This is a genomic window from Shewanella sp. S23-S33, from assembly GCF_043359565.1.
Lineage (GTDB): Bacteria > Pseudomonadota > Gammaproteobacteria > Enterobacterales > Shewanellaceae > Shewanella > Shewanella oncorhynchi.
Genome location: NZ_JBHFFD010000012.1, coordinates 1 through 13,446 on the forward strand (window position 1 = coordinate 1; position 13,446 = coordinate 13,446).

The following is a 13,446-nucleotide window of genomic DNA, read 5'->3' on the forward strand; positions in this document are numbered from 1 at the left end:
ACTTTTACCCTCATACAAAATCACAATTTCGAAAAATTCAAAAGATATGCTATTTATTTTATTTATATCAACTTTAAGAACTGCTTCAACAAGTTTTAAAATACTTGTCTTACCTGAGCCATTAACACCAGTAATTATACTCAAATCATCATTAAATCTTATTTCAGCGCTTATATACTTATGTAAATTCGCAACTCTAACACTTAATATTTTCATTATAAAATCCAATAGTTATATACCGATTTTTAAGTATGCTATATTTCACTTCAAACTGAGACCAAAGATATCATTATGATTTATAAATTGATTATTCACTCTTCCTTTTTTGTTTTTCAATATTCTGGGATGATATAGTATTTACGCCATGCTTCGGCTTTACGTATACGAGTGGCTTCATTTTGCTGAACGATACGTTACGTTGTTGTTCCACAGCCTATTGAATTGCAATTTTTTGCTGTTGATATTCAATAATCTTGCGTTCTTTTGCTGCCTGCTGGCGAGCAAGTTCTGTTTGCTTTTGTTGCATAGCAAACTCATTAAGCCCTTGTGTCAGACGGTATTCGACATAACTCAAATAGCCAATTCGCACCAACAAAGTGACTAAGCTCGCTAGCAAGATACCTAAGGTAATTTGTAGTATTAGTTTCATTGCAGCTCACATAACCCTAACTAAACTGAACCTAATGCTTTATCTGTTGCTGTCACTAATTCAGTAATAAACCGAATACACTTATCCACTTCATCACGCTTAATAATTTGAGGTGTTCCTATTTCAACCTGCGCACGATGAACCGCATCTCCACGCTTTCTTAGCCAAGTATTAAGGGTTTCTCTCGCTTGTTTAGGGATGTAATTCGGCCATTTCCAATGCTCTGTAACATCAATTCCGAAAAACTCTTCAAAAATTTGCTTCGTTTTAGCGGAGTCTGGGTTATGAAACATTTTCAAGCGGGTAGAAAACTGCTGCTCCATAAAGTTTCCAATTTGACACCCTTTTAGTGCACCAAACTTGTTGTTGAAAAGTTCTGTAGCAACATCTTCTACATAGGTTTCCCAAGCCGTCATAGTCATGATCAAAGCGGCTCTTTTTAATGCACCCAATGCTTGTGATTCCTGTTTTACATTTAGTTCGTCGTAGCATTCGATCAAAGCTCTTGCATCATTGATTGCACGCTTAAATGTATTTAGAGCAACAGACATTTTATTCCTTAGCCAAATAGTAGCCATACAAGTAAAAATCTGAATTTTAATAAAGTTTTTTGAATAAACACTAATGCCAAGAGTTACACCAATACCCTGCGAAGTTGCCGACGGGCGTTGAAGAAAATCACGTGTGCGAGGCATGGATGCCGAGCTAGCTTTCGGGGTACAGGATGTACCATCGGAAGCGTTAGTGATTTTCGAATAAGCGCTAGGCCAGTAACTAATGTATGTAACTTCGCTAGGGGCGTCTTGGAGCATCCAAGGAGGATAGGACGAGCAGTCCTCCTTGGTCGGGTGTGGGTTGAAGACCCACGACCTTGATTCACCTCGGCCGCTAGGCCGCAAAATTACTAGTTAACTAATTTGTGAACCGACAAAGCTTCCCCATTGCTACCGCACTTCGCCAACATTAGTCAGCCAAGCCATCAATCAAAACAAGGTTGCACTAGCTCAAAACGTCCACTGCTGAACATTGAGCAAAATGCCAATAAGCACTGTGGCAACAAGCATAAGTGCCAAAGCATATTCACCAATTTGCAGGAGGAGTTGGGTATCTAAGAAAGAGAAAAGACACATCGTCCTGATGCAAGTGACTCGAATCGCGGGTACGCGATTAAAGCTCATCCTTGTTAAAAACCTAAGATAGCGACATAGCGTACACTTGTCTATAACTTTAGCATTACAAATCAAGTAATTAAGCAAGCACTGATTTAACAATGTCAATATGAATACATGTGACTAAACCAATCGCCATCAAATAACACTATCTCTTGATCTTGCAGTGACATGAAGTCTCGCGGTGTCAGGCGGTTTGGTTTTGGCAAGCGAGCCAATTTCGACATGCGAATAAGCCCCAATTGAGCGCATTGCTCAAGGGCTCAGCGCAAAGGGTACTGAACAAAATTCAGGCATAACGTAACTGAGTTGAATCACAGTGCGAACATCACTGCAGAAGCCTGATAACACGGGTTTTACACTCTGATTTAGCTTGGTCAAAACTGCAACGATTAACCGCCTAAATTTGCATTTTCGGCCCTACATGCTAACGTGGCTAATGTAAATTTACATTCAGTGTTTATCAAAGCTATGTCGCAACAATCAATAAAAAGTCGATCGACAACAAGCTTATATCGGGCGATACCATGCAGCGCGGCTGATATTACACGGAAGCACAACTGAGGTTGAGATATGGAACCATCTAATACGTCACGCCGGACCTTTATTAAGCAATGTGTGATTGGCGGGGTTGCCGTATATTCGGCCCCTTTGTTGTGGGAAATGAGTCGCGCTAATGCGGCGATTGTCTCACCTGAACTGGCAGCCCAATGGCAAACTCAGGTTAATGGTCAATCCAAACCTAAGTTTCGTAATGACGGCATAGCGAAAGTCACAGGCCAAAAGGTCTATGGCCGTGATTACCGCGCTATGGACATGGAGGGCTGGCCCAAGCAGCAAGGTTACGCTTTTATACTTCGCGCTGCCGATGCCTCCCATGTTTATCAAGGTTTTTCCCTCGACCACCTGCCCGCTTCGGCTAAGCCCTATAAAGTGATCACCGCAGCCGATCTGGCCCGTGATAAAATCAAGCTGCCCGATTTTTACGGTGACAACATGTTACTGGCCGAGGGGCAAACCGCCGACTACTTAGGTCATGCGGTGGCGATATTGTTGTTCGACAGTTTCCCCGCCTTTAAGCAAGCTAAGTCTTTACTGCAATTTGATCAGACCTTACTGCGCTTTGGTGAGCAAACGCCGTTTGTGTCGGACTCGAAAGACCCGTACGCCAGCTGGCGCCTTATTCGAGTTGAAGGTGAAAATGGCGCAAGGGAAGATTTATATAGCCCGCTCCACGATGGGCTGTTTTTCCCTAGCGTAAAAGATCGCAAGCCTGAATGGTTAGGTAATCCGAATGCCAAAGGGACAGTGTCTGAGCGCGGGCTTTATTATGCGGGTGAGATAGATAAGCAGATTGCTAGCGCCCAAGCCAATCAACAATGGCAAGTGTTAGAGCGGGAATATCGCACCCAGATCATCGATCCTATGATGATGGAACCCGAAGCCTTTAACGGCTGGTATGATGCGGCTAGCCAAACCTTTCATACTGTGATTACCTCGCAGTCGCCGCAGGACTTTCAAGAGATGGCAGTGCACATGCTGTTATCTAGCCCACTGGCAGGCAAGGTAAAACATCTTGTGGTGCACTCGCCTTATATCGGCGGTGGATTTGGCGCGAAAGACCATTCGATATTTCCTTATTACGGCGTGATCGCGGCCGTTTATGCCAAAGGGCCAATCCGACTCGCCAATGACAGATTCGAGCAATTCCAGTCTGGCCTTAAGCGTCATCCGTTCATCATGAAAAGCCGCTTAGCGGTGGATAAATCGACCTTAAAAATCCAAGCCTTAACTTCGCAGATGACAGTCGATGGCGGCGGACGAGTCAACTTTACTCCGTCTGTGACCTCGGTTGGCGCAACGGCGATGCAAAGCATTTATTACACGCCGCGCAACGATATTATCGCCACCGCCTATGCGTCGCGTAACCCAGATGCGGGGTCGATGCGTGGTTATGGCACGCTGCAATCGATGACGGCGATGGAATGTATGATCCACGAGATAGCCGACGAGCTAAAGGTTGATCCCTTTAAACTGCGCGCCGCCAACGTGATGGAATCCGGCCAGCGCAATACTCAAGGTGCGATTCCTAACGGTACTTTACGTTACCGCGAAATGCTCGAGATGGCCGAGCAAGCTCCCGTGTGGCAAAACCGCGCGGTGAATAAAAAGGACTATGAGGCCAAACATCCGGGGATGCGTTACGGCGTCGGTTTTGGTATCGCCACTAAAGATTATGGAACGGGCGCAGCGGCGCCAAGTGCGGCAGTTCGCCTAGCTAAAGACGGTAAAATTACCCTCGAAATCGGCTTTATCGAAATGGGCACAGGCACGCAAACCTCCCAAGCCGTTGTGGTCAGCGATGCCCTCGGCAACTTTGCCGATGAGGTAAAACTCGCCGAAGTGGATATTTGGGATGCGATGCAATTAGTGCAAACCGATAATCCTTATATTATTTCGCAGCAACGCCAAGATGAAATGGCGGCCAATCCACGCTGGACGCCCGTTAAAGCTATGGCATCGTCGGCGTCTATGTCGGCCTATTACCAAAGCCATGTCAGCCGCATCGCAGCCGATATTATCTATCGCCACGGTCTGTGGCCTGCGGCGGTATCAATTTGGAACGAGTTGTATTTTAACACCCCAATGGGCTCAACTAATTTGCATAACTCACGGGATGGTCGCTGGGTCGATGGCAAGTTAACCGCCTTGGGCTTTCCGCCATTGTCGCTGGATATTCTCGCTAAACGCGCCCACGACATGGGCTTAGTGGTCGGCGTGATGGGCCATGCCTTTAATCGCTGGGCTTGGGCTGAAGCCGATTTCGACATTCTTGGCACTAAAGAGCGTTTAGCACTCGATGCGCTGGCGCTGCAATACGGCGAAGGCAACGCGACATTTGCGGCCACTTCCGACACGACTAAGAGTATCAAAGCGCGTCAAGCCAGCATGAAATCTAATGGCTATCACTTGATCGATCGTCAAGCCATTAGTTATCCCAGAGCCGAACTGAACAATGCCATGGTGACTTACTACGCCCCCTGCGCCACTTTGGTTGAAGTGGCCGTTAACGAAGGCAATGGCGAAGTCACGCTACTGAGTTCTCATACTTGGTTAGAGGCGGGCAAAGTGATTGTTAAAGAATTAGTCGAAGGGCAAATTCAAGGTGGCCTTGCGATGGGAATAGGCCATGCACTGCATGAAGGCTTACCGCCATTTGAAGCAGGCGCCGGCAATGGTACGTGGAACCTCAATCGCTATCAGGTACCGCTAGCGCGGCATGTGGGCGTGTGGGATCAACGTCATACCATATTGCCGCAGTTGTCTGATAACGATCCCAGCCGTGGTATCGCCGAAGTGGTGATGATCCCTGTGGTCGCGGCGCTGATTGAAGCCGTGTATCAAGCAACCCATGTCCGCTTTTACGATTTACCTATGACAGCGAAAAAAATTAAGGAGGCCATGGCATGAGCCAGTCTATTAAACTGACCATTAATAACCAAGCCGTAGGCCCGATTGAAGTCGCCGATGGTGTGATGATGATTGAGTTTCTACATGAATACTTAAACCTCACAGGCACTAAGTTTGGTTGTGGCGCAGGCGTATGCCACGCCTGTACAGTGATCGTCGACGACGAGCAAGGCATGAGCGAAGTGGTGCGTACCTGCATCAATGGTGTAGAGCGTTTTAATGGTAAACGCGTCCGCACTGTCGAAGGTCATGCTAGACAAAACTCCCTTGGCGAAATCACCGCCCTGAGCCCAGTGCAAGAGGCTTTTTTAGAGCACTTTTCGTTTCAATGTGGTTGGTGCACCTCGGGCTTTGTCAACGAATCGACCGCACTGCTTGAGCGATTAGAGCGACAACCTATCGCTAAAGATCAAGTTGAAAAAGTCGTTGAAGATGCCTTGAGTGAACACGTATGCCGCTGTACTGGCTACGTAAAATACTATGCGGCGGTCAAAGATCTGATCCTCAAAACTAAGGGGCTAACCCTGTGATGACATCAGCCAATCTGCGCTATTTCTCGCGCTATTTCCCGCACATTAGTAGGATAAAAAATCTGTTGAGCCACAATCTACTCCTGAGTTTAGGGCTAGGTTTGCTCGCCTGTTCCAGCAGCGTTGCAGATGAAGGCGGCAATACGAATAACGACATCGCACGCGGCGCGTATCTGATGAAGATAGGCGACTGTGTGGCCTGCCATACTGCAGTCGGCGGTCGCGAACTCGCGGGCGGTTTGCCGTTCGAAACGCCCTTTGGCGCTGTGTACTCAACCAATATCACCTCAGATAAAGAAACCGGTATTGGCAAATACAGTTACGAAGAGTTTTTTGATGCCATGCACCACGGTGTTGGCGTCAACGGCAACCTCTATCCTGCTATGCCTTACACTTCCTACAGTTTGCTCACGGACGCAGACACTCAGGCGATTTATGCCTATCTGATGAGTACTAAACCTATCAAGCAAGCTAATCGCGACAATGATGTTTACTTTCCGTTTAACCTGCGTTTTGGCCTAAAAGCTTGGAACTTAGTCGCCCACGATGCTAAGGAATTTACCCCTAGCAAGGAAAAAAGCGAACATTGGAACCGCGGCAATTACTTAGTTAATGCCCTAGGGCACTGCGGTGAATGCCACACCCCAAGAGACACGCTGTTTGCCATGGAGCAGGACAAGCACTTTGAGGGCGCGATTATCGAAGGGCTAGAGGCATCGGACATTCGCCCCGCCGAGCTTAACAGGCAAAACTGGACCCATGAGGATCTTAAGTCGCTATTTACCGAAGGCTACTCCCGTAAAGGCACTGTCTTTGGCGGCATGTATCCCGTGGTGTATCACAGCTTTAGCCACTTAACCGATGATGATATGCGCGCGGTTAGCAGTTATCTGCTCGATAACGACGATGATCTTAAACCGGATCCGCTCACCTTTAACGGCCATAAACCTGAACTGCCAGGCTATACGCTCTACAAAGGTTACTGCGCCGGTTGTCATGGCCAAAATGGTGAAGGTCGTCCTAATGTCGCGCCCGCGATGGCAGGAAACGCCACCTTAGATAAAGCGAGTCCTCACAATATCGTTGCCGTGATGCTAAAAGGCATTAAGAGCCAGCATTACAACCTCACCACCAGCTTTTATGCCATGCCAGGATATGCTGATGAGTTAAGCGACGAGCAGATTAAAGACTTAGCCAATTACCTAAGACTCACCTGGAGCACACAACCCGGTAATCTCGATGTGAAGACCATCCAAAGCTTGAAAGAAGTGATCCTCGAGCACGACTAACCCGCATATGTGGGAGATTTAAGATAAAACCCGCATTGATATGTGGAAAATTAAAAATAAAAGCCGACGCTAGCGTCGGCTTTTGCTTGAATGATATAGCGCGCATGAATCGGCCACTCATCGACTTAATCAAAGTAAGCGGAGCTTCACTCCCACTTAGCCACGCAGTCGAGTATCAAAGAAAGCTAAGCTGCGCGCCCAAGCAAGTTCGGCGGTGGCTTTATCGTATCTGCCAGTGGAGTCGTTATGGAAACCGTGATTCACATTCGGGTAAAGATAGGCGACATAATCGGCTTTATTGGTTTTTAGCTGGGTTTCATACTCGGCCCAAGTGTCGTTTACCCGCTGATCGAGCCCAGCAAATTGCAACATAAGTGGCCCCTTTACTCGGCTACGCAGCTCTGCAGCCGCGGGTGTGCCATAGAAAGGTACGCCAGCATTGAGTTCATCGGGAATCGTGGCGGCCAGCATATTGACGATATAGCCGCCAAAACAAAAACCTACGGCACCGAGTTTGCCATTGCTTTGAGGATGGGATTTTAAAAACTGCGCAGCGGCAATAAAGTCTTGCTCGATTTTGGCTCTGTCTAAACTGCTTTGCATGGCGCGGCCCGCATCATCATTACCCGGATAACCACCGAGGGAATAAAGCGCATCGGGGGCGAAGGCGATATACCCCTGCGCGGCTAATCGGCGAGCCACATCTTCGATATAGGGATTAAGGCCCCGATTCTCATGCACCACTAATACCACAGCGGCTTTTTTACTGAGATCTAAGGTTTTCGGCTCACCTGCGGCACTGCCCGCGAGCAATAACTCATCGGGCATGACTAAGTAGCCGCGCCCTTCACCGTAACCATTGGGCGAGGGAAACTTAACATAGCTGGCTTGAATACTGGGATCGTTAAAGGAGACTTGCTCGGCGAGGGCATAGTTCGGCAAGAGTGCGCCCGTGAGCATCGTCATGGTGAAACCTAGCGCCACCAGCCCTGCGAGCCGCCCCATAAACTCACGGCGATCGATAATGCCATGGGCATATTCGTCATACCAGTCAAAGGCTTCCTGCGGTATCGGTTGTACTTTCTGGGCATGTATCTGACTTGTTTCTGCTAAGGCTTGCTTGTCTTGTTGTATCATCGTTATTCCTCCATTGAACAAGCTAACCACAGGTAACACGTCTTCCCTAGCTTGTGGGTGTTAAGATTTAACTCAAGAGTAAAGTAAGAATCGCACTTAGGGCAACTGACTTTAACGTTTGCCGTTTGGTAAGTTTGTTTTGAAATAGCACACGATCGGCACAAACGGCTGTCGGTTAGGGCAAGGCTAGCTTAAAATAGCGATTTAGATTCTAGAGGGCCTAGCGTGATACAACATAGAGCTAGCCAGATGGTGATATTCCACACTCTGGTGACCAGTGGTAGTTTTACCCAAGCGGCGGCCAAGTTAAAAACCTCGACTTCCTATGTCAGCAAGCAGCTTGGCGCACTGGAAGCCGAGCTGAACTTGCTGTTAGTCCAGCGGACCACTCGCACCTTAGTGCTAACCGACGCGGGCCAACAGTTTGCCCATTACTGTGAGCAAGTGTTTGAAGCGACGCAAAATGCCGATGCGATTATGCTAGATGCCCGCGATGACATTAGCGGTACGATTCGTCTCGGTTCCTCCCAGTCCTTTGGCACCTTACACATTATCCCCGCGCTGGAAGTGTTGCAGCAAAAGTACCCCGAATTGCGATTTGAGCTAAGCCTGTTTGACCATAAAGCCGACATGCTAGAAGAAGGCCTAGATCTGTGGATCACTAACCATGAACAGCTGAACGAAGGTTATATCGCCCAGCACCTCGCCGAGACTAACTTTGTGGTGGTCGCCTCTCCCGATTATTTACTCAAGCATGGCGTGCCACACCATCCACAGGCGTTAGCGCAACATAATTGCGTTATCTATCAAAGCAAGAGCCGTAATTATGATCGCTGGAGTTTTGCTAAGGATGACCTAGAACAAACCGTGCATGTGGCGGGGAATTACCGTGTCGATTTAGCCGAAGCCGTGCGCAATGCGGTGATTGCCGGGCGCGGCATAGGCTATGTGGCCACGTATTTACTCAGTGATGAGTTTCAAAGCGGAAAACTGATCCAGCTCTTACCCGATTGGAAACCACTGCAACAGATGCCCGTCTATGTGGTTTACCCGAGGCGGCGCCATTTACCGACTAAGTACAAGGTGATAATCGAGTGTTTAAAGTCCCATATCGGCCACCCGCCCTACTGGGATAAAAAGCTCAAACCTTGGTTAGGTAAGACAGTCACTTAAGCTATAGTCATTTAAGCTACAGTCACTTAAGCTGCATTTCAAACCAGCACTGACTACTGCACCAGCCTAAAGTCGTCTGTGGCGTGATTTCTATTATTGCCGCAGACACAAATATTATTTCCTCTGGGCAACAGTAGCCAAAATCGTTTTTATTATCCTGCATAAACAGCAACTTAAACTGTTGCTATTTTCTACGATTTTATCGTAACAGCCCAGTAACGCCCTCGACTTGCCCTTACGCTGACTCGGCCTACAATGCGCGACTTCTTCTATCACTCAAAAGAATAAACCCATTATGACCGCGATATTAGGCATGATTAGCATCTTGTTTTTTGCTTGGTTACTGTCAGTGAACCGCAAGAACATTCCCTACCGCACTGTGATTTTAGCCCTAGGCCTACAAATTATATTTGCCCTGTTAGTGCTCTACGTCCCTGCGGGTAAGGCCGTATTACAGTCTGTTACGGCGGGCGTGTCGAGCGTGATAGCCTATGGCAACGAAGGGATTGGCTTCCTGTTTGGGGATCTCGCCACGGGTAAAGTCGGCTTCGTATTTGCAATCAATGTGTTAGGTATCATCATCTTTTTCTCGGCACTGATTTCAGCCTTATACCATATTGGGTTAATGCCTAAGGTGATCAACATTATTGGTGGTGGTCTGCAGCGTTTACTGGGCACGGGCCGCGCCGAGTCTTTATCTGCCACGGCAAACATCTTCGTCGGCATGATTGAAGCGCCGCTGGTGATCAAACCTTATTTAAAGCACATGAGCGATTCGCAATTCTTCGCGGTCATGAGCTGTGGTTTAGCCTCAGTCGCGGGCGGCACCTTAGTGGGATATGCCGCTTTAGGTGTCGATCTTAACTATTTGATCGCCGCCGCCTTTATGTCGGCACCTGCGGGTCTGTTGATGGCAAAAATCCTCATGCCGCCTAGCGACAATGACAAAAATAGTGCCGATGAAATCACCTCAGTCGAACTGCCACGCGCCACCAATGTGGTTGAAGCCTTAGCCGATGGCGCTATGTCTGGCATGCGGATTTCTGTCGGGATAGGTGCCACTCTACTGGCCTTTGTCAGTGTTATCGCCCTACTGAATGGCATGTTAGGTGCTGTGGGTGAATGGTTCGGTTACCAATTAAGCTTCGAATTTTTACTCGGTTATCTGTTCGCCCCTATGGCGTGGCTGCTGGGTATTCCTTGGCATGAGGCCATTACTGCAGGCTCACTCATTGGCCAAAAAATCGTAGTGAATGAATTTGTAGCCTTCATCCAGTTAATGAAAGTCGAAGACCAACTGAGCGCCCATTCTCAGGCCGTTGTGACTTTTGCCCTGTGTGGTTTTGCGAACATTTCAACCATGGCGATTTTGATCGGTGGGCTGGGTAGCATGGTGCCAGAGCGCCGCGAATTTATCGCCCGTAATGGTTTTCGCGCCATTGCCGCTGGCGTATTCGCTAACCTCATGAGTGCGGCAATTGCCAGCGTGATCCTCTCGCTGTAATCCATCAGCTTAGGCTTTTTTAGGCACTCATCTCACCATTGAGTTAACCACTAAGTTAGCCACTCGCGCGCAGCAAAACCGCGATCAACACAAACCCAAATCAAGCAAGCTTGGTTTGGGTTTTCTTTTATGCCTCAGATATTTTTTGTGTATAATGTCGCCAGAAAAAGATTAATGAGTTTACATTTCAATAACATGCGTAGCCAAAGGAGTACGAATGGCCATAGTGAAATACAAGGCAGTTAACGCCGCAATCGGTATAACAGCACTAGGCATAGCCTTAGTGCTCGCCGCCTGCGATAACTCAACGTCCCCCTCCAATTCAGTTAATACCAACATACCCACAGAGCGTGAATATCAGATTATCTCCACCATAAACCTCAATGATGGCTTTGAAACCCGCAAAGTGCTGCAGGCACGATTACTGCTGGATTACCAAGTACAAGACGCAGAGGGCAAGGCGGCCAACTTAACAACACCATTAACCCATAACGCCCGTTTTTTTATCCAACCTAATATGCTGCAAATTAGCGATTATGGCATGCCGATTCCGGTGAGTAATATCGACCCTAAAGGTAACTCTAATGAAATCTTTCAGTTGGTTAAAGATGGCTTTAATGTGGAATTTAACAATGGTGAAGTCCGCCAACTGACTCCCATTGCCAAGATGGATCAAAAAGATATCAAGGAATTATTTGACCACTGGGGGAATCTTAATAGCTTGTTTAAACAAGCTCCAACCTTGCCTGTGGCGCTAGAGCCTAGGGTCGGTTATAGCATTAGCGCCCCCATGGACGCACGCCTAACTTGGACGGTTGAGGGAGTGACCGAAGATAAGTTATTTGCGGTAGTACAAGGTGAGAAAGACAACTTTAAGGCCTATGGCAAGTTCGAGCTTAACCGCAAAACCGGTTGGTTAGAGAGCATGGCGTTTTTTCAACAAGAAGTGCAGCAAGGCAGTACTCTCACCCGCCGCATCGCCATGGCGCCCAAGGATAGCCCTTATATTATGAGCATGCTTTGGCATGCCGACGCTAACTACGATGCGGAGCGTGATATAGATGATCTGCAAAAAGAGCTCTACCCGATTAGCGATGTTCCGCGGGAATATAAAGCCCATGATAAGGACTTTATAAAATCCTTATTAGCTGATCAGCAAGGTATTCTTGATAATATTGGCCCATGGGGCGCTGACACGCCAGAAGTGCTGCAATTGCGCTTTGTGCATAATATGAGCCCGCGATATGTGGTTGCTAATGTGAATTATGAAGACTTAGCCGCCTTTGATGCCAGCGGAAATCCGATAGACATTCACTTCTGGCAGCACAGCAGAGGTGTGGCGATGAATTTCAACCGCTCGATTGAGTCTTCGGTGGATCTTATCGCCACAGGCTGGGACAACACCGCCAATAAACTCAAACAGATAGACCATATCACCGCCAAGCTGACCCTTATCCCCGAAAGCAATAAGATAGTCGAAAAATCGTGGGATGAACTGGTCGCGAATCCTTACGCCTTCGGCGATGCGAGCCTCACAATTCAGGTGCTCGACGCCGAGGCAAAACTATTTAAAGTCGTAACAAAGCAGAGTAACACTCAAAACATTAACCTTCCTTTTCAGCAATTTAAAGGAAAGATGGCCGAAGCCCGTCGCGATGGTGATTATCCTAAATGGTTAACGGTGACGGATAAGGAACTACTGGGGGAATTAATCGGTGTCGATGATCCTCATCACCTTAGCACCCGCGCCCTGCTACTTAAGCTAGATGAAATCCCTAAAACCGTTGTAATACTGGAGAGCCAGCCACAGCCGGAGTTAAGCCAAACCAAGAACATCCGCTTTGTGACCTTTACCGACTACAACCAAAATCTGGCCAATCCCTTAAGCGAGTTTGGCGATTCGAGCCTCAATAACTTCCTCTATCAAGATCTTGAGCCATCAAACGCCGAAATCAGTGCGATCCAAGGGATAAAACCTGAGACTGAAAATGGCCATAATCTGTATATTCCCATGTCAGCCGCATTAGCGAGTGCCTGTAAACCTGAAATAGAACAAGGTTTTAAAGAAGGGAAACACGAAGTCACTTGGCTGTTTGAGCATAATGCCCCAAACGGACCAGCCTATACCCTGATGACGCCCGACCGCGAGCGGCAGTTTTTCTACGATAAACACATCCAAGGAAAAATCCATTGCCAAGGTGATATCAGTTGGCAACCCTTAGAGCAGGCAGCTAACCCACGTCCTTGGTTAATCGATTTACAAGCTTGGCTAACAAAAACCGGTTATGGTGACGAGCCGAGTAGCGATCTTAAGAACTACTTTAAAGTCGAGGATGCCCAAGGCAAATCCCTAACGATTCGACTGCCCGAAACCACCGAACTGCGGATTAAAGAGGCGCTGGTCGATGGCCGCTATTTGAGTGTGGAGGGCCCTGCAGCGAAGGTGAGTTATATGACGCTCTCTCAAAACCCCGTAGACATCCCCTATGAATTCACCTTTAAACCTTTGCCATAAAAAGGAGCG

At 47.7% G+C, this 13,446-nt stretch carries 10 protein-coding genes; 6 read left to right on the plus strand and 4 right to left on the minus strand.

The genetic code is table 11. From position 1 onward, the window contains the following. The 3 genes from ACHA99_RS02660 to ACHA99_RS02670 form a co-directional block, all read right to left on the minus strand. On the minus strand, positions 1-216 hold a 216-nt coding region (locus tag ACHA99_RS02660), incomplete at its 3' end, for an AAA family ATPase (protein WP_393940891.1). A gap of 217 nt (positions 217-433) precedes the next feature. Further along, a complete protein-coding gene (locus ACHA99_RS02665) occupies positions 434-649 on the minus strand; it encodes a hypothetical protein (RefSeq protein ID WP_259513857.1) in 216 nt (71 codons plus the stop codon). Positions 650-669: 20 nt separating this feature from the next. Further along, positions 670-1,200, minus strand: coding sequence for a HEPN domain-containing protein (locus ACHA99_RS02670; protein WP_063883774.1), 531 nt, complete (start codon positions 1,198-1,200; stop codon positions 670-672). 1,191 nt (positions 1,201-2,391) lie between these two features. Here ACHA99_RS02670 and ACHA99_RS02675 point away from each other — a divergent pair. The 3 genes from ACHA99_RS02675 to ACHA99_RS02685 are packed head-to-tail and all read left to right on the plus strand — an operon-like array spanning position 2,392 to position 7,108. Next, positions 2,392-5,289 carry a xanthine dehydrogenase family protein molybdopterin-binding subunit gene (locus tag ACHA99_RS02675; protein ID WP_393940894.1) on the plus strand — a complete coding sequence of 966 codons (2,898 nt, stop codon included), beginning with the start codon at positions 2,392-2,394 and terminating at the stop codon, positions 5,287-5,289. Continuing rightward, the gene (locus ACHA99_RS02680; RefSeq protein WP_006082848.1) at positions 5,286-5,819 is read left to right on the plus strand and encodes a (2Fe-2S)-binding protein; all 534 of its coding nucleotides are present in this window, start codon (positions 5,286-5,288) and stop codon (positions 5,817-5,819) included. Before ACHA99_RS02675 ends, ACHA99_RS02680 begins: the two co-directional genes overlap by 4 nt. Then, entirely contained in the window at positions 5,819-7,108 is a 1,290-nt protein-coding gene (locus ACHA99_RS02685) for a cytochrome c (RefSeq protein ID WP_393940896.1), read from the plus strand. The genes ACHA99_RS02680 and ACHA99_RS02685 overlap by 1 nt, the downstream gene beginning before the upstream one ends. A gap of 156 nt (positions 7,109-7,264) precedes the next feature. Here ACHA99_RS02685 and ACHA99_RS02690 read toward each other — a convergent pair whose 3' ends face one another. Next, positions 7,265-8,245, minus strand: a complete 981-nt coding sequence (locus tag ACHA99_RS02690; protein ID WP_393940898.1) for a dienelactone hydrolase family protein — start codon at positions 8,243-8,245, stop codon at positions 7,265-7,267. A gap of 225 nt (positions 8,246-8,470) precedes the next feature. Between ACHA99_RS02690 and ACHA99_RS02695 the strand changes: the two genes are divergently transcribed. The 3 genes from ACHA99_RS02695 (at position 8,471) to ACHA99_RS02705 (ending at position 13,437) form a co-directional block, all read left to right on the plus strand. Next, complete coding sequence (locus tag ACHA99_RS02695; protein WP_028761657.1) at positions 8,471-9,418, plus strand: LysR family transcriptional regulator; 948 nt, start codon at positions 8,471-8,473, stop codon at positions 9,416-9,418. Between the two features lie 295 nt (positions 9,419-9,713). Then, complete coding sequence (locus ACHA99_RS02700) at positions 9,714-10,922, plus strand: NupC/NupG family nucleoside CNT transporter (protein WP_105251603.1); 1,209 nt, start codon at positions 9,714-9,716, stop codon at positions 10,920-10,922. 217 nt (positions 10,923-11,139) lie between these two features. Next, positions 11,140-13,437 carry a hypothetical protein gene (locus ACHA99_RS02705; protein ID WP_393940901.1) on the plus strand — a complete coding sequence of 766 codons (2,298 nt, stop codon included), beginning with the start codon at positions 11,140-11,142 and terminating at the stop codon, positions 13,435-13,437. Positions 13,438-13,446 lie beyond the last annotated feature (9 nt).